15 protein-coding genes are annotated in these 17,165 nt (G+C 75.1%); all 15 read left to right on the top strand.

Translation table 11 applies throughout. The features are described 5' to 3' along the window. Nucleotides 1-9: 9 nt before the first annotated feature. The gene (gene ndk / locus ABD948_RS18995; protein ID WP_345269182.1) at nucleotides 10-417 is read left to right on the top strand and encodes a nucleoside-diphosphate kinase; all 408 of its coding nucleotides are present in this window, start codon (nucleotides 10-12) and stop codon (nucleotides 415-417) included. A gap of 86 nt (nucleotides 418-503) precedes the next feature. Then, the gene (locus tag ABD948_RS18990) at nucleotides 504-1,052 is read left to right on the top strand and encodes a hypothetical protein (RefSeq protein WP_345269176.1); all 549 of its coding nucleotides are present in this window, start codon (nucleotides 504-506) and stop codon (nucleotides 1,050-1,052) included. Continuing rightward, nucleotides 1,052-1,351 (top strand): hypothetical protein, encoded by a 300-nt coding sequence (locus ABD948_RS18985; protein WP_345269171.1) that lies wholly within the window; start codon nucleotides 1,052-1,054, stop codon nucleotides 1,349-1,351. Before ABD948_RS18990 ends, ABD948_RS18985 begins: the two co-directional genes overlap by 1 nt. Further along, on the top strand, nucleotides 1,348-3,111 hold the full coding sequence (locus ABD948_RS18980; RefSeq protein WP_345269164.1) for an alpha/beta hydrolase: 1,764 nt from the start codon (nucleotides 1,348-1,350) through the stop codon (nucleotides 3,109-3,111). The genes ABD948_RS18985 and ABD948_RS18980 overlap by 4 nt, the downstream gene beginning before the upstream one ends. 128 nt (nucleotides 3,112-3,239) lie before the next feature. Further along, nucleotides 3,240-3,689 carry a hypothetical protein gene (locus ABD948_RS18975; RefSeq protein WP_345269158.1) on the top strand — a complete coding sequence of 150 codons (450 nt, stop codon included), beginning with the start codon at nucleotides 3,240-3,242 and terminating at the stop codon, nucleotides 3,687-3,689. Between the two features lie 249 nt (nucleotides 3,690-3,938). Continuing rightward, nucleotides 3,939-4,967 carry a rod shape-determining protein gene (locus ABD948_RS18970; protein ID WP_345269136.1) on the top strand — a complete coding sequence of 343 codons (1,029 nt, stop codon included), beginning with the start codon at nucleotides 3,939-3,941 and terminating at the stop codon, nucleotides 4,965-4,967. Continuing rightward, nucleotides 4,967-5,935 carry a rod shape-determining protein MreC gene (gene mreC, locus ABD948_RS18965; RefSeq protein ID WP_345269121.1) on the top strand — a complete coding sequence of 323 codons (969 nt, stop codon included), beginning with the start codon at nucleotides 4,967-4,969 and terminating at the stop codon, nucleotides 5,933-5,935. Before ABD948_RS18970 ends, mreC begins: the two co-directional genes overlap by 1 nt. Further along, nucleotides 5,932-6,474, top strand: coding sequence for a rod shape-determining protein MreD (gene mreD, locus ABD948_RS18960; RefSeq protein ID WP_345269110.1), 543 nt, complete (start codon nucleotides 5,932-5,934; stop codon nucleotides 6,472-6,474). Before mreC ends, mreD begins: the two co-directional genes overlap by 4 nt. Then, complete coding sequence (gene mrdA, locus ABD948_RS18955; protein ID WP_345269100.1) at nucleotides 6,471-8,630, top strand: penicillin-binding protein 2; 2,160 nt, start codon at nucleotides 6,471-6,473, stop codon at nucleotides 8,628-8,630. Before mreD ends, mrdA begins: the two co-directional genes overlap by 4 nt. Next, the gene (gene rodA, locus ABD948_RS18950) at nucleotides 8,630-9,835 is read left to right on the top strand and encodes a rod shape-determining protein RodA (RefSeq protein WP_345269093.1); all 1,206 of its coding nucleotides are present in this window, start codon (nucleotides 8,630-8,632) and stop codon (nucleotides 9,833-9,835) included. Before mrdA ends, rodA begins: the two co-directional genes overlap by 1 nt. Before the next feature lie 43 nt (nucleotides 9,836-9,878). Further along, nucleotides 9,879-10,451, top strand: coding sequence for a hypothetical protein (locus ABD948_RS18945; RefSeq protein ID WP_345269088.1), 573 nt, complete (start codon nucleotides 9,879-9,881; stop codon nucleotides 10,449-10,451). A 92-nt stretch (nucleotides 10,452-10,543) separates the two neighbouring features. Continuing rightward, a complete protein-coding gene (locus tag ABD948_RS18940; protein WP_345269083.1) occupies nucleotides 10,544-11,290 on the top strand; it encodes a YcnI family copper-binding membrane protein in 747 nt (248 codons plus the stop codon). 23 nt (nucleotides 11,291-11,313) lie between these two features. Then, a complete protein-coding gene (locus ABD948_RS18935; RefSeq protein ID WP_345269080.1) occupies nucleotides 11,314-12,966 on the top strand; it encodes a copper resistance CopC/CopD family protein in 1,653 nt (550 codons plus the stop codon). Between the two features lie 161 nt (nucleotides 12,967-13,127). Continuing rightward, complete coding sequence (smc, locus tag ABD948_RS18930) at nucleotides 13,128-16,697, top strand: chromosome segregation protein SMC (RefSeq protein ID WP_345269059.1); 3,570 nt, start codon at nucleotides 13,128-13,130, stop codon at nucleotides 16,695-16,697. Beyond that, nucleotides 16,694-17,161, top strand: a complete 468-nt coding sequence (locus tag ABD948_RS18925; protein WP_345269046.1) for an acyl-CoA thioesterase — start codon at nucleotides 16,694-16,696, stop codon at nucleotides 17,159-17,161. The genes smc and ABD948_RS18925 overlap by 4 nt, the downstream gene beginning before the upstream one ends. The last annotated feature ends 4 nt before the right edge of the window (nucleotides 17,162-17,165 follow it).

Genomic DNA, 17,165 nt, shown 5'->3' with positions numbered 1-17,165 from the left:
GTGCGCGCCATGACCCAGCGCACCCTGGTCCTGCTCAAGCCCGACACCGTCCGCCGCGGCCTGGTGGGCCAGGTGCTGGCGCGCTTCGAGGCCAAGGGACTCACGCTCGTGGCGATGCAGCTGCGCCACGTGGACGCGGAGCTGGCCGACACCCACTACGCCGAGCACGTCGAGCGCGACTTCTACCCGCCGCTGCGCGACTTCGTGACCAGCGGGCCGCTGGTGGCGCTGGTGCTCGAGGGTGACGAGGCGATCGAGGTCGTGCGGTCGCTCAACGGTGCCACCGACGGCCGCAAGGCCGCGCCCGGCACCATCCGCGGCGACCTGGCGCTCTCCAACCGCGAGAACCTGGTGCACGGCTCGGACTCCACGGAGTCCGCCGAGCGCGAGATCGGCATCTGGTTCCCCGACCTGTGAGGTGGGGGGCGGCCTGACGGGCCGTCCTCCACAGGCCGTGAGGCCCCGGGTTTCGGATCCCGTGAGCCCGGCAAGGCTCTCTCGTCATGAGGCTGCTGCGCACCGACGACGAGACCTCGTCCGACCCGCTCTTCGCGGCGTTGCGACGCCGGCACCCCGACGTCGACGTCGTGCTGCTGCCGCCCGAGGAGCCGGCGCCCACCCACCGGGCCACCGAGGGTGACGACGCCGAGGTCCGGGCGCGCCTGGCCGCCGTCGAGCTGGCGCAGGCGCGGGTGCGCTCCGCCCTGGCTCCGCTGGTGCCGGACCTGGCGCCGGTGGCGGCCGCCGCGCCCGCCTTCGGCGGCACCGAGGCGCAGGTGCGCGGGCTGGTGCGGCTGCGGGGCACGAGCGAGGCCGAGCCCGACCTCGTGCATCGACTGGCCAGCGCGCTGAGCCGTCTGGGCTGGGCTGCCCGGGTGGCGGGCGAGCCGGGCGCCGTCGGCCGGGTGACCGGCGTGCTCGACGACGTCGACCTCAGCCTCACCCACGCGGCTCCTCCGGCGAGCGGCCTCGTGCTGGTCGTGCTGACCGGGCCGCCGCTCACCGTCGGGGTTGAGGCCGCCCGCCGGTGGGTGGCGGGGGAGGTGCGCTGATGGAGGTCGTGCCGGAGGAGGTCGGCCGGCTCTCGCGCCGCTGGGACGAGCAGCACCTCGACCTCGCGGCCGCGGCGGACCAGGTGGCCGGGGCGCCGCTGGCCGGCTTCGCCACCGGCGTCCGCGGTGCCGCCCGACGCTTCGCCGAGGCGTGGGAGCAGCACTGCGACGCGCTGGGTCGCGGCGCCGAGGCTCGCGCCGACGGGTTGCGTGCCGTGATCGCCGACGTGGTGGCCGCCGACGGTGACGCGCGCGGCGACGTCGAGGCCCTGCGGCCCTTCGTGCAGGAGGTGCGATGACCACGATCCTGCTGCCCCCGATGCCTGCGACGCTGCCGGCGCTGGTGGCCGACCCCGGTGGTGTGCGCGAGTGCGCCGGGCAGCTGCTCGCCGCCTCCGCACAGGTCGACGACCTGGGCAGCTTCGCGGCCGGCGACGCCCGGCTGCCGGGCTGGACCGGCGACACGGCGGTGGCCTACCACGCCGAGGTGGCGCCGCAGGGAGAGCGGGCCGACGCGATGAGCCTGGCGCTGCGGTCGGTCGGTCGTCGGGTCGAGCAGCACGCCGGGGAGCTCGAGGCGCTGCGCGAGCGGCGCACCGACCTCGACGAGCGACGTCGTCACCTGGTGATGCAGGTGGCGCTGCTGCGCGAGCAGGCCGCGACGCCGCCGACCGACCCGGCCGAGGTCGACCGGTTGGCGCAGGACTGCGAGCGGATCGGCCGCGCGGTGCGCACCTGGGAGGAGGACGCCACCGCCTGGACCGGCGACGTCGCCGCCGAGGAGCGCGCGATGGTGGCGGCCTTCGAGGCGTCGACGACCGCCGAGCAGGTGGAGCAGACCTGGGGCGCCGCGGAGGATCCCGCAGACGTGGCGCTCTCGACGATGCCGCCCTCCGGAGCGTCCCCCGAGCGGGTCAGCGACTGGTGGGAGGGCCTGACCCGCGAGCAGCAGCTGGCACTGTTCGTCGCCGCGCCCGGCGCCGTCGGCAACCGCGACGGCATCCCCGCCGCCGACCGGAACGCCGCCAACTCCGTGGCGCTCGACCGCGACCTCGCCGACGGGGCGCTGCTGGAGGAGCGTGGGCTGCTGACCGACGCCGAGCGGCAGCTGCTTGAGAACGCCCGGGCAGCCGACCGGGCCCGGGAGGCGATCGGGGGGCGCACCGATCCGGTGACCGGCGAGCCGATCACGCCGCAGCTCTACCTCTACGACCCCGGTGCCTTCGACGGCGACGGGGCGGTGGCGATCTCGGCCGGCGACCTCGACACCGCCGACAACGTGGCCGTCGTCGTGCCCGGCTTCGGCACCGACGGTCAGAGCGCGCCCTACCAGGCCGACCGTGCCGCCACCCTGTACGAGTCCAGCCGCTACCTGGACCCCAGCCAGAGCAACGCCACGATGTTCTGGATCGGCTACGACGCGCCCGACAACCTGCCGTGGACCGGTGAGGGCTGGGACGGCGCCGGGGTGGCCACCGAGGCGGCGGCACAGGAGGGCGGCGAGCGGCTGGCCGACACCGTGGACGGGCTGCGCGCCACCCGCGAGGACGACCCCGCGCACCTGACCACGGTGGGCCACAGCTACGGCTCCACCACCACCGGCCACGCCGCCGAGGGGCACGACCTCGACACCGACGACCTGGTGTTCGTGGGCAGCCCCGGCGTCGGCGGCGACACCGACCACGTGAGCGACACCGGCATCGACCCCGACCACGTGTGGGCCGGCGCCAACAGCCGCGACCCGATCGCGATGCTCGGCAACCACGGGGCGGTGCACCTGGAGACCCTGGGCGGCGGGGGCCTGGGCGACGACCCGACCGAGGACGACTTCGGCGGGCAGCGCTTCCAGGCCGAGGACCCCTCCCGCGGCTCGGTGCCCTGGTTCGACCAGCACTCGCTGTACTTCGAGCACGGCTCGGAGTCGCTGCACAACATCAGCCAGGTGGTCAACGGCAACTACGACCAGGTGCAGCTCGCCGAGCCCAGGACCGACCCGTGGCACTCCGGCGTCCAGGACCCCGAGCGCGACCGCGAGCCCACGACGACGACCACCCGGTGAGGCCGATGGCCCGGCCGGGTCGCGTGGCGGGGCTGCTCTGCGTCATGGCCGCCGTGGCTGTCCTGGCTGCGCCGGCTGTCCTGGTCGCCTGCGGCGCGGCGGGCGAGGATGGTGGGGGAGGTGGCGAGATGAGCAGTGATGCGCCCGATGCCCGGGTGAGGCTGGAGTCGCAGCGGGAGTCGGTGCGCGCCCTCGGCGTCGAGCTGGCGGCGGGCGCGGCCAGCGCCGTCGACGGCGCGGCGGGCGAGCCCGCCGGTCGCTTCGAGGGGTGCACGGCCGTCTTCCCCGAGGGGCACCGCGACTTCCGGTACGTGCTCTCCGTGCGCGTCGACGCCGGCGCCGCAGCGCCCGCCTCGCTGCTCGGCGCGGTGGGGCCGGTGCTCGACGCGGCCGGCGTGGCTGCGGAGCCGGGGGAGCGGCCGGGCGGCCGCACCCTGGGCGGTCCGACGTCGGGCGGTGTCGACGTCCGGTTCTCCGAGCTGCCCGCCCAGGGCCGCTACCTGCTGCTCGACCTCGCCGGGCCCTGCGTGGAGGTGCCCGCCGAGGACCGCGACGCCTGGGAGGGCCGCACCGGCTGAGGGGCCGCTCCTCGGTGCGGACGGCCGCGTGAGGCGTGTGGTCGCGAAGTTGGGTGTTCCCACGAGTACGGGGGAACGCCGCAGATCCCAGAAACCCCACGAACCACACCCGACACACCCGTCACGGCGTGCCTGCGCCGTGCGGGGGCCGCTGGAACCTAGCCTTCCAGCACACGGCGGCCTCGCGCGCGCGTCGTGCCGCACCACCCTTCCCCGAGCGCGCGAGCACGAGCACGCGAGGGCTACCCCATGGCGAACAGCGTCATCGGCCGTGACATGGCGGTCGACCTGGGCACCGCGAACACCCTGGTCTACGTGCGCCGGCGCGGGGTCCTCCTCGACGAGCCGAGCGTGGTGGCCATCGACGACTCGACCGGTGAGGTGCTGGCCGTCGGGCACGAGGCCAAGCGGATGATCGGGCGCACCCCCGACGGGATCTCCGCGATCCGGCCGCTCAAGGACGGCGTCATCGCCGACTTCGACGCCACCGAGCAGATGCTGCGCTTCTTCATCCAGCGGGTGCACCGCCGCCGGTACCTGGCCAAGCCCCGCATGGTCATCTGCGTGCCCAGCGGCATCACGCCGGTGGAGCAGCGCGCGGTCAAGGAGGCCGGCTACCAGGCCGGCGCGCGCCGCGTGTACATCGTCGAGGAGCCCATGGCCGCCGCGATCGGCGCCGGCCTGCCCGTGCACCGCGCCACCGGCAACATGGTGGTCGACGTCGGGGGCGGTACCACCGAGGTCGCCGTCATCTCCCTGGGCGGCATCGTCACCTCGCTCTCCATCCGCACCGCCGGCGACGAGCTGGACGCCGCGATCGTGGCGTGGATGAAGAAGGAGCACGCCCTGATGCTGGGCGAGCGCACCGCCGAGGAGGTCAAGATGACCCTCGGCAGCGCCTGGCCGACGGCGCAGGAGCCCACCGCCGAGGTGCGCGGCCGCGACCTGGTCTCCGGGCTGCCCCGCACGCTCGAGGTCAGCGCGGCCGAGGTGCGCCAGGCGCTCGAGGAGCCGCTGCACGCCATCGTCGACGCCGTCCGCAGCACGCTGGACCAGACCCCGCCCGAGCTCGCCGGCGACATCATGGACCGCGGCATCGTGCTCACCGGCGGCGGCGCCCTGCTGCGCGGTCTCGACGAGCGGCTGCGCCACGAGACCGGGATGCCCGTGCACGTCGCCGAGTCGCCGCTGACCTCGGTGGCCCAGGGTGCCGGACGCTGCGTGGAGGAGTTCGAGGCGCTGCAGCAGGTGCTCGTGACCGACCGGAGGGGTCGTTGATGGCCCTGCTCGAGCGCGCCCCCCGCACCGGTGATCCCCGACCCGGCCGGCCCGGCCGGCGACCTCTCGGCTCCGGCCCCGAGGACCGCACGCCCGGTCGCCCCCCGCGCGGGCTGGTGGCCGCCCTGGTCCTGGCCTGCGCCACGATGATGGCGCTCGACGCCAACGACGCCACCGACCCCGTGCTCGACCCCGCCCGCGCCGTGGTGGGCGAGGTGCTCGGCCCGGCCCAGGCCGGCGCCTCCGCGCTGGTGCGCCCCGTCGCCGCCGTGCCCGAGTTCTTCCGCAGCCGCAGCGCGCTCGAGGAGCAGATCACCGCTCTCGAGGCCGAGAACGCCGAGCTGCGCACCCTGGAGCGCACCAGCGACCTCGACCGCAACCGGCTGGCCGAGTACGAGGACCTGATGACCCGGGCCGGCTCGCTCGGCTACGCCCTGGTGCCCGCGCGCGTCGTCGGGATGGGTGCTGCCCAGGACTTCTCCTCCACGATCACCATCGACGCCGGCTCCGACGCCGGCCTCAGCCCCGACCAGACCGTCGTCGCCCCCGAGGGCCTCGTGGGCCGCGTGCTGCGCGTCACCCGCACCACCGCCACCGTCCTGCTCATCACCGACGCCGACTCCACCGTCGGTGCCCGGATGGGGCAGAGCATGGAGGTGGGCATGCTCACCGGCCGCGGCGGCGCGGGCGAGCAGGCCGGACTCGACCTCGAGCTGGTCGACGGCGGCGTCCGCCCCCGCCGCGGCGACGACGTCGTCACGTGGGGGAGCGAGGGCGGTGCGCCCTACGTGGCCGACATCCCGGTGGGCCGCGTGACGGCGGTCTTCACCAGCCTGCGCGACCAGACCCAGCGGGTCGAGGTCGAGCCCTTCGTCGACATGACCGCCCTCGACATCGTCGGCGTGGTGGTGCCCTCGGGCAGCACCAGCGACCGCGCCGTCATCGAGCCCGATGGGAAGTTGCGATGACGGCGGCGCGAGGCGTGGTGCTCGGCCTGGCCCTCGCGGTGGCCGTGGTGCTGCAGGTCTCGGTCTTCCCCGAGCTGGCCTGGCGCGGCGTCGTGCCCGACGTCGTCCTCCTCGTGGCCGTGGCCGCCGGCCTGGCCCGCGGCCCCCAGGTGGGCATGGTCGTCGGCTTCGCCGGCGGCGTGCTCCTCGACCTCACCCCGCCCGCCGACCACGTCGCGGGTCGCTGGGCCCTGGCGCTGCTGGTGGTGGGCTACGTGGCCGGCCGCGTGGCGCAGGACTCGCGCACCCCCGACCTGGGCCGCGGGCCCGACGGGCGCACCCCGACCCTGCTGGTGCTGGCCACGGTGGCGGCCTGCTCCTTCCTCGGCACCTCGGTGTTCGCGCTCAGCGGCATCGTGCTGCGCGACCCGCCGATGGCGGTGCCCGACCTGCTGACCGTCGTGCTGGTGGCGCTCGTGTGGGACCTGCTGCTCGCACCCCTGGTGATCCCGCTGGTCACGCGCGCGCTCGGGCGGCTCGAGCCGGAGCGGGCCGGATGAGCGCCGACGGCGCGGCCGCGCGCCGCAGCCGGCTGCGGATCGTGGTGGTGCAGGCCCTGGTCTTCTCGCTGTTCGCCACGCTGCTGGTGCGCCTCTACTACCTGCAGGTCGCCAGCGGCGAGGAGTACGCGGCCCGCGCGGCCGCGCAGTCGGTGCGCGAGGTCGTCGTCCAGCCCGACCGCGGCCTGATCGTCGACGACCAGGGCCGCCCGCTGGTCACCAACCGCCTCTCGTGGGTGGTCTCGGTCGACCGCGGCGTCCTGGACCGGCTCGAGGACCGTGACCGCACCCGCCTGCTGAAGCGGGTCTCCGAGGAGGTCGGGGTCCGGCTGCCGCGCATCGAGCGACGCCTGGTCACCTGCGGCGAGGAGGGGAGCGTGGCCGGCACCTGCTGGAACGGCTCGCCCTTCCAGCCCGTGCCGGTGGCCCAGGACGTGCGCCAGTCGGTGGCGCTGCGCATCCTCGAGCAGCCCGAGGACTTCCCGGCCGTGGTGGTCGACCGGCGCAGCGTGCGCGCCTACCCCCAGCCGTTCGGCATCAACGCCGCGCACGTGCTCGGCTACCTCAGCCCGGTCACCGAGACCGAGCTGGACAGCGCCGAGGAGGCCGGGGACCGCTCGGTCAACGGCGCCTCGGTGGTGGGGCGTGCCGGTGTCGAGCAGCAGTACGACCAGTGGTTGCGCGGCATGCCGGGCTACCGCGAGGTCGCCGTCGACTCCATGGGTCGGGTGCTCGGCGACGACGGCGAGGTGCGCAGCCAGCCCGGCGACACGCTCGTCACCTCGATCGACGCCCGCGTGCAGAGCGTCGTCGAGGAGCAGCTGGCGCTGGCCATCGAGACCGCCCGCGCCACCCGCGACACCGTCACGGGCCGCAACTACGAGGCCGACTCCGGCGCCGCGGTGGTGCTCGAGGCCGACACCGGGCGGGTCGTCGCGATGGCCAGCCAGCCCACGTACGACCCGGGGGTGTGGGTCGGCGGCATCGGCGAGAAGGAGCTGGCCCGGCTCTACTCCGAGCGCGCCGGCACCCCGCTGCTCGGTCGTGCCACCCAGGGGCAGTTCGCTCCCGGCTCGACCTGGAAGCCGTTCATGACCGCCGCGGCGCTCACCCACGGCTACAGCACCGACACGATGCTCGACTGCTCCTCGGCCTTCCGGGTGGGCAACCGCGACTTCAAGAACTACGAGTCCGGCGCCTACGGCTACATCACCTTCGCCAAGGCGCTCGAGGTCAGCTGCAACACCTTCTTCTACCGGATCGGCTACGACTTCTGGTCGCGCCTGGGCTCCGACGTCGACGACGTCGACGCCCCCGACCCGCTCGTGGCCGAGGCCAAGGAGTTCGGCTTCGGCTCCGAGACCGGCATCGACCTGCCCGGCGAGGCGCCGGGGCGGATCGCCGACCGGCGCTGGAAGCGCGCCTACTACGAGTCGCAGAAGGACTACTACTGCGGTATCGCCGACAAGCCGCGCGACCACCCGGACAACGCCGGGCTGAGCGACTTCGTCTACACCTTCGCGGGCGAGTTCTGCATCGAGGGCTTCGCCTACCGCGCCGGCGACGCCGTCAACTTCTCCATCGGTCAGGGCGACACGATCGTCACCCCGCTGCAGCTGGCCCGCGCCTACGGCGCGATCGCCAACGGCGGCACGCTCTACGAGCCGCGCATCGGCAAGGCCGTGGTGGCGCCCGACGGCACCGTGATCCGCCGGATCGCCCCGAAGGCCAGCGGCACGCTCGACCTGCCGGCGTCGGTCATCGACTACATCGACTCCGCGCTGATGAACGTGAGCAGTGTCGGCACGATGTCGTGGCGCCTGGGTGGCTTCCCGCTCGAGCAGGTGCGGGTGCGCAGCAAGACGGGCTCGGCCGAGGTGTACGGCAAGCAGTCGACCTCGTGGGTGGCCTCCTACAGCGACGACTACGTGGTCGTGATGATGGTCAGCCAGGGCGGCACCGGCTCGGGCACCTCGGGCCCGGGCATCCGCGCGATCTACGAGGCGCTGTACGGCATCGAGGGTGAGCAGGTCGTGCCCGACGCCGCCGCGATCCCCGGCACGACGCCGCCGCGCGAGCTGCCCCAGTTCCGCCGCGACGGCTCGATCCTGCCGCCGGCCCGCTCCGAGGACGAGTCGTCGCAGGAGGACCGCTGATGGTCACCACCCGTGCCCCCGGACGACGCCCCGCCGGGGGCCTCGCCGCCGTCGACTGGCGCCGTCTGGACTGGCTGCTGCTCGGTGCCGTGCTGGGCCTGTGCCTGCTGGGCACGCTGCTGGTCTGGTCGGCCACGTCCACGCGGGAGGACCTGACCGGCGGGGACCCGCAGGCGTACCTGTGGAAGCAGGTCGTCAACGTGGGTCTCGGTCTCGGCCTGCTGGTGGGGGTGCTCGCCACCGACCACCGCTGGGTGCGCCTGCTCGCGCCGATCGTCTACGTGGCGTCCGTGGTCGGGCTCGTGCTCGTGCTGGTGATGGGCACGACCGTCAACGGCTCGCGCTCCTGGCTGATGCTGGGTGGGCTCTCGCTGCAGCCCTCGGAGTTCGCCAAGCTGGCCGCGGTGATCGGCATGGCGCTGGTGCTGGCCGAGCGCTCCGAGGGGCGCTGGCGCACCGACGTCGGCCCCGGCGAGGTGGTCTCGATGCTCGCGGTCGCCGCCGTGCCCGCCACCTTGATCCTGCTGCAGCCCGACCTCGGCACGATGCTGGTGCTCACCGCCACGGTCTTCGGTGTGCTGGCCGCCGCCGGCACACCGCGGCGCTGGTTGCTGCTGCTGGCCGGGGGCGGGGTGGCCGCCGCGGGCGCCGCCGTGGCCAGCGGCTTCCTCAAGGCCTACCAGGTGGACCGCTTCCTGGCCTTCACCAACCCCGACCTCGACCCCCGCGGCGCGGGCTACAACGTGGAGCAGGCCCGCATCGCCGTCGGCAACGGCGGCTGGTTCGGCCAGGGGCTCTTCGACGGCTCGCAGACCCGGTCGGGCTTCGTGCCCGAGCAGCACACCGACTTCGTGTTCACCGTGGCCGGCGAGGAGCTCGGCCTGGTGGGAGCCGGGCTGCTGATCGCGCTGCTCGGCGTGGTGCTGTGGCGTGCGCTGCGCATCGCCAGTCGCACCGACGACCTCTTCGGCCGCGTCGCCGCCGCCGGCATCGCCTGCTGGTTCGGCTTCCAGGCCTTCCAGAACATCGGCATGTGCCTGGGCATCATGCCGGTCACCGGCGTGCCGCTGCCCTTCGTCTCCTACGGTGGCAGCTCGATGTTCGCCGGCCTGCTCGCCGTCGGTCTGCTGCAGAACATCCACCTGCGCAGCCTGACCGCCCCCGCCTCCCGGCTGGCCCCCGAGCGGGTGCTGGTGCGTCGCTGACGTCGTTGCGGTTCTCGGGTCCGCTCCTGGCATAGTGCTGCCCGTGGTCTCGGGAGTCTCGGTGCGCGAGCTGGCGCGCCCCGGCGCGTGGTGGCGCTCGGCGCGCTGCACGGCCGAGACCTTGCTCGTGGTGGTCCTGGCCCACTCCCTGGCGGGCGGCAGTCTGCCGGGGGCGGGGTGGCTGGCCGCCGTCGCCGTGCTGATGACGGTCTGCGGCGTCGCGGTGCTGCGCGGCCGGGTGCGACTGGCGGTGGCCCTGCCGCTGCTGGTGGCGGCCCAGCTGCTGCTGCACGCCTGGATGCACACGCTCGCGGCCGGCGAGCACGCTGCCCACGCTGCCCACGCGACGCACGCCGCGGGGTCGGGCGCGGTCGCGGGCCTCGACCTGCCGATGCTGCTCGCGCACCTGGCCGGCGCCGTCGTCACGGCCGTGGCCTGGGACCTGCGCGCCCGCGTGGTGCGGGTCGTCGTCGAGGTGGCCGACGCCGCGCTGCTGCCCCCGCCGGCGGTGCCCTCGGCGCCGCCCGCGGCACGCCGGGTCGTCGTCAGGCTCCAACAGCGTCCCCTGCTCGTCTCCCCGCTGCGCGGTCCACCGGTGGCGGTCGCGTCGCTCTGACGACGCACGCCGACCCACCCATCCCGGCGACCTCGCCGGGTACTCCTGCGCACCCTGCGCACACACAGACACGCACAGACGAGGACACACCCATGACCGCACGACGAACGACCCTGCGCACCCTGCCCGTGGCAGGTGCCGCACTCACGCTGACGGCACTCTCCGCCGTGGTGGCCGGCCCGGCCTCCGCCCACGTGACCGTGACCCCCTCCGGCACCGAGGCCGGCTCCTACGAGGTCCTGACCTTCGCCTTCGGTCACGGTTGCGAGGGCTCGCCGACCCGCGAGCTCGCCATCCAGGTGCCCGAGCCCGTCATCTCGGTGGCTCCCACCGAGCTGGCCGGCTGGACGGTCGAGAAGCAGATGGAGCAGCTGGCCGAGCCGGTCTCCGACGGCCACGGCGGCGAGTACACCGAGCGGGTGGCCCAGATCGTCTACACCGCCGACACCCCCGTGCCCGACGGCTACCGCGCGGCGATGGAGCTCTCGCTCCAGCTGCCGGAGGAGGCGGCCGGCGAGACCCTGGCCTGGCCGGTGGTGCAGCGCTGCACCGAGGGCGAGACCGGCTGGACCGAGCTGGCGGCCGAGGGCCAGGACCCCGACGAGCTCGAGCGTCCCGCCCCGACCATGACCGTCACCGAGGCCGGCGCCGAGACCGCGGCCGCGACCTCCGCGACCAGTGAGTCGACCGGGGAGCAGGTCGGGCAGACCGGACGCCCGGTCGCCGTGGACGACGAGGAGGGCAACAACGGCGTGGTGCTGGGCATCGCCGGTCTCGTGGCGGGGCTGGCCGCGCTCGTCCTGGCCATGATGGCGCTGCTCCGGACCCGGCGCGCCTGACCCGGACCCGCCGGAAACCACTGGTGCCCCACGCCCGCCGCGCACTGGCCACCACCCTCGCCCTCGTGGCGGGGGTGGTGGCCCTGCTCACCCTGCTCACGGTGGCCGCCGGTCCGGCGTCGGCGCACGCCACGCTGATCGGCACCGACCCCGCCGAGGGCGAGGTGCTGCCCACCGCGCCCGAGCAGGTCACCTTCACCTTCGACGAGGCCGTGTCGCTGACCTCGGACGCCGTGGCGATGTTCGACGCCGCCGGCGAGTCGGTGGAGGTCGAGGCCTCCGGGTCGGGTGAGGAGCTGGTCGCGGTCCTGCCCGACCTCGAGGACGGCACCTACGTGGTGACCTACCGCGTGGTCTCCGCCGACGGGCACCCCATCGCGGGATCGCTCTCCTTCTCCGTGGGCGCGCCGAGCGAGACGGTGGTGGCGCCCGGCGTCGACCTCGACGCCTCGCCGCCCACCTCGACGTCGGTCGCGCTGGGTGTGGTCTCCGGGCTCGCCTACCTCGGGCTGCTGCTGGCCGCGGGGCTGGTGCTGTTCACGACCCGCCTGCTGGGGTCGGTGCGGCTCCCCGCGACGGCGTCCGGCCGGCTCGCCGGCGTGCTGCGACTGGCCACCGCGGTGGCGGTCGTGGCCTGGGTGCTGCGGGTGCCCGTCGTCGGGGCCTACCAGCAGGGGGCCGGGCCGCTGGCCCTGCTGGGCGAGGCGCCCGACCTCGGACTGCTCGCCGAGGACCTCCTCGTGACCGGGGTCGTGGTCGCCGGTCTGCTCGTCGCGCTGCTGGCGCGGCCCGCACCGCTGCGGCTGGCCGCAGCGGGTCTGGCGCTCGCGGCGCCGGCACTCGTGGGTCACACGCGGGCGTTCGATCCGGTGCCGCTCCTGGTCGCGACCGACGTGGTCCACCTGACGGCGGGCGCGACCTGGCTCGGTGGCCTCGTGGCGCTGGCGCTGACGCTGCCCGCACTGGCCGGCCGTCCGGCCGACGCCGCCGCGGTGCTGGCCCGCTTCTCCGGCTGGGCCGCCGGTGCCCTGGGTCTCGTGGCCGTGACGGGCTCGCTCCTGGGATGGCGGATCCTGGGCTCCTGGTCGGCGCTCACCGGCACCGCCTACGGCCGCGTGCTGCTGGTCAAGGTGGGCGTCGTGGCGCTCGTGGCGGTGCTGGCGGGGTTCAACCGGTGGCGGCTGCTGCCACGCACCCGCGCCGCCGTCGGCCACGCCGAGCAGCAGCGGGCCACCGGTGTGGTGCGCACGGCCGTCCGCGGTGAGGCCGGGCTGCTGGTCGTCGCGGTGGCGCTCACCGGCTTCCTGGTCAACACCTCGCCGCGCCCCGAGGCGGCGGCGGGCACAGCGGCCCCCGCGGACGCCGGCGTCGAGCAGGCCACGGCGGGGGAGTACCAGGTGCTGGCCTCGCTGAGCCCCGGCCGCCAAGGCCCCAACACCCTCCTGCTCCAGGTGCAGGACGCCACGGGCGAGCCGCTCGAGGTCTTCTCCGCGCCGGAGGTCTCGGTGGGCAACGGCGAGGTCGACCTCGGGCTGGTGCCGCTGCGCCCCGTGGGCGCCGGCACCTACAGCGCCGAGCTGGTGCTGCCCACCGCCGGGGAGTGGGAGGCGCAGGTGAGCCTGCGGGCCACCGAGTTCGACAACCCCGTCACCATCCTGACCCTGACGGCGCGGTAGCGCGCGCGGATGCCGCGGGTGCGCCGCCCCGGGGGTGGCGCCCGGTAGGGTGAGCCGCGCTCGGCTTCCCCGTGGCCGGCGCTCGCCGAGCGCCTGCCTCCCCGGCGCCGTCGACCCGTGTCGGCAGCCTGTTGTCGCAGACCCTCGTTGGGAGACGCCCGGTGTACCTCAAGAGCCTGACCCTCAAGGGCTTCAAGTCCTTCGCGTCGGCCACCACGCTCCAGCTCGAGCCCGGCATCACCTGCATCGTGGGGCCGAACGGCTCGGGCAAGTCCAACGTGGTCGACGCGCTGGCCTGGGTGATGGGCGAGGCGAGCGCCAAGTCGCTGCGCGGCGGCAAGATGGACGACGTCATCTTCGCCGGCACCTCCGGCCGCCCGCCGCTGGGCCGCGCCGAGGTGCTGCTCACCATCGACAACTCCGACGGCGCGCTGCCCATCGAGTACGCCGAGGTCACGATCAGCCGCACCATGTTCCGCAGCGGCGGCTCCGAGTACGCCATCAACGGCACCGCCTGCCGCCTGCTCGACGTGCAGGAGCTGCTGAGCGACTCCGGCATCGGCCGCGAGATGCACGTGATCGTCGGGCAGGGCCAGCTCGACACCATCCTGCACGCCACCCCCGAGGACCGCCGCGGCTTCATCGAAGAGGCCGCCGGGGTGCTCAAGCACCGCAAGCGCAAGGAGAAGGCGCTGCGCAAGCTCGACGCGTGCGAGGGCAACCTGACCCGCCTCAACGACCTGCTCACCGAGATCCGCCGCCAGCTCAAGCCGCTGGGGCGCCAGGCCGAGGTGGCGCGGCAGGCGGCCACCGTGCAGGCCGACGTCCGCGACGCCCGGGCCCGGCTCCTGGCCGAGGACCTGGTCACCGCGCGCACCGCGCTCGAGCAGGAGCTGGCCGACGAGTCGGTGCTGCTGGAGCGCCGCGCCGAGGTCGAGGCCGCGCTGGCGCAGGCACGGGAGCAGGAGTCGCGGCTCGAGGCCGCGCTGCGCGAGGACCTCCCGGCGCTCAGCCGCGCCCAGGACACCCAGTACGCGCTGGGGGGTCTGCGCGAGCGGCTGCGCGGCACGCGCGGGCTGGCCGCCGAGCGGGTGCGCAACGCCGCCGGCGTCGCCGAGGCCCAGGCTCCCCAGGGGCGCGACCCCGAGGAGCTCGAGGCGCAGGCCGAGCGCGTGCGCGTGCAGGAGGAGGCGATCGCCGCCGAGGTCGAGGCGCAGCGCACCGCCCTGGAGCAGGCGGTGGCCGGGCGCCGGGCCGCCGAGGACGCCGCCGCCGAGGAGGACCGCCGGGTGGCCGCGCTGCTGCGGGCCGCCGCGGACCGGCGCGAGGGACTGGCCCGGCTGCAGGGCCAGGTGGGCGCGCTGCGCTCCCGCTCCCGCGCGGCCGAGGACGAGCTGGGGCGCCTCGCCGTCGCCCGCGAGGAGGCCGTCACGCGCGCCGACCGCGCCCAGCGCGAGTTCACCGCGCTCGAGACCACCGTGGCCGGCCTCGACGCCGGCGAGGAGGGCCTCGACGCCGAGCACGAGGCCGCCTCCGCGGCGCTGGAGGACCTCGAGGAGCGCCTGGCCAAGGCACGCGAGGAGGCCCAGCAGCTCGACCGCGAGCGCTCCTCGCTGGGGGCTCGCAAGGACGCCCTCGAGATGGGTCTGAACCGCAAGGACGGCGCCGGCGCGCTGCTCGCCGCCTCCGACGAGGTCTCGGGCCTGCTCGGCTCCGTGGCGGCGCTGGTCGCCGTCGAGCCGGGGTGGGAGACCGCGGTGGCCGCGGCGCTGGGCTCCGCCGCCGACGCGGTCGCCGTCCAGGGCACCGAGGCCGCGCTCGGCGCCATCGAGCACCTCAAGACCGGCGACCTCGGCCGTGCCGGGCTGCTGCTGGCGGGCGCCCCCGACCCCGCCGAGACCGGCCTGGGCTGGCCCGCGCCGCCCGCCGCGGTGCCGGGCGCGCGCACCGCGCTCGACGTCGTCGAGTGCCCCGAGCCACTGCGACCCGCCCTGGCGCGGGTCCTGGGTGGCGTCGTCCTGGTCGAGGACCTCGCGCAGGCGCGCGCGGTGAGCACCGCCGAGCCACGCCTGACCGCCGTCACCCGCGAGGGCGACGTGCTCGGTGCGCACGCGGCCGCCGGTGGCTCGAACGCCCAGCAGAGCCTGATCGAGATCCAGGCCGCCGTCGACGAGGCCGCCCAGGCGCTCGCCGAGGTGGTGGCCGCGGGCGAGCGGCTGGCCTTCGACACCTCGCGCCTGGAGGCCGAGCGGCTGGCCGCCCAGCAGCGCGCCGACGTCGCGCTCGCCAAGCTGCACGAGTCCGACGCCACCCTGGCCGCCGTCGCCGAGGAGCTGGGCCAGCACCACGCGCAGGCCCGCGCCGCGCGCGGCGAGGCCGAGAGGCTCACCACCGCGATCGCGGCCGCCGAGACGGCGCGCGACGAAGCGCTCGCCGGCCTGGCCGAGCTCGAGCAGCGGCTGGCCAGCGCCGAGCAGGCACCCGAGGAGGAGCCCGACACTGCGGCCCGCGAGCAGCTGGCCGACCAGGCCAAGGCGGCCCGGCAGGGCGAGACCGACGCGCGCCTGGCGCTGCGCACCAGCGAGGAGCGCGCTCGCGCCCTGCACGGGCGCGTGGACCAGCTGCGTCGCAGCGCCGCCCAGGAGCGCACCGCCCGCGCGCAGGCGGCGCAGCGGCGCGAGCGGCTGCTGCGCGAGGGGCGCGCCGCCGAGGCGGTCGAGACCGCGGTCGGGCACGTGCTCGCCAGCCTCGAGGTCAGCATCCACCGCGCCACCGAGGCCCGCGAGGCCGTCGAGGCCTCACGCCGTGGCCGCGAGCAGGAGCTGATGGCCGTCCGCGCCCGGCTGCGCGACCTCGGTCGCGAGCTCGACGAGCTGGTGGGCAGCGCCCACCGCGACGAGCTGGCCCGCGCGCAGCAGCGCATGCGCATCGAGCAGCTGGAGCAGAAGGCGCTCGAGGAGCTCGGCCTGGACGCCGACGGGCTGGTGGCCGACTACGGACCCGACCAGCCGGTGCCCTCCACCGCGCCGGTCGCCGAGGGCGAGGAGGAGCCCGCGCCGGTGCCCTACGTGCGCGAGGAGCAGCAGAAGCGGCTGCGCCGCGCCGAGCGGGCGCTGGCCCAGCTGGGGCGGGTCAACCCGCTCGCGCTCGAGGAGTTCTCGGCGATGGAGGAGCGGCACAAGTTTCTCACCGAGCAGCTCGAGGACCTGCGCCGCACCCGCAAGGACCTGCTCGACATCGTCCGTGAGGTCGACACCCGCGTCGAGCAGGTCTTCACCGAGGCCTACGCCGACGTCTCGGCCGCCTTCGACGCCACCTTCGCCCGGCTCTTCCCGGGAGGTGAGGGCCGCCTGGTGCTCACCGAGCCCGGCGACATGCTCAACACGGGCGTCGAGGTGGAGGCACGCCCGCCGGGCAAGAAGGTCAAGCGGCTCTCGCTGCTCTCGGGCGGCGAGCGGTCGCTGGTCGCCGTCGCGTTCCTGGTGGCGCTGTTCAAGGCACGGCCCTCGCCCTTCTACATCCTCGACGAGGTCGAGGCCGCGCTCGACGACACCAACCTGGGCCGGCTGCTGCAGATCTACGAGGAGCTGCGCGAGAGCTCGCAGCTGCTCGTGATCACCCACCAGAAGCGCACGATGGAGGTCGGGGACGCGCTCTACGGCGTCACCATGCGCGGCGACGGCGTGAGCGCCGTCATCAGCCAGCGCCTGCGCGAGACCCAGCCCGCATGAGCAGGGATCCGCGCCCCACTCGCGCCGACTACGTGGTGTGGCGCCAGGCCACCACCCGCTGGGCCGACGACGACGTGTACGGCCACATGAACAACGCCGTCTACTTCGAGCTGATCGACACCGCCGTCAACGCCCACCTGGCCGAGGCCTGCGGCACCGACATCCGCACCCTGCCCGCCGTCGGGGTGGTGGCCGAGGTGGGGTGCCGCTACTTCCGCGAGATCGGCTACCCGCGCCCCGTCGACCTCGGGCTGGTGGTCGACCGGCTGGGCACCTCCTCGGTCACCTACCGGGTCGGCCTGTTCCAGGGTGGCTCCGGCGAGGCGGGGGAGGAGGCAGCCGCGGAGGGTCGCTTCGTGCACGTCTACGTCGACAACACCGACCCTGCCCGCCCCGTGACCCCGGTGCCGGATGTGGTTCGATCGGCGCTCACGCCACTGCTGCGCCCCGGGCAGACCGACTGACAGA

The organism is Nocardioides nanhaiensis (assembly GCF_039542785.1).
Taxonomy (GTDB): Bacteria; Actinomycetota; Actinomycetes; order Propionibacteriales; family Nocardioidaceae; genus Nocardioides; species Nocardioides nanhaiensis.
Note: the sequence above shows the minus strand (reverse complement) of the source record. Positions and strands in the feature narration are given on the sequence as shown.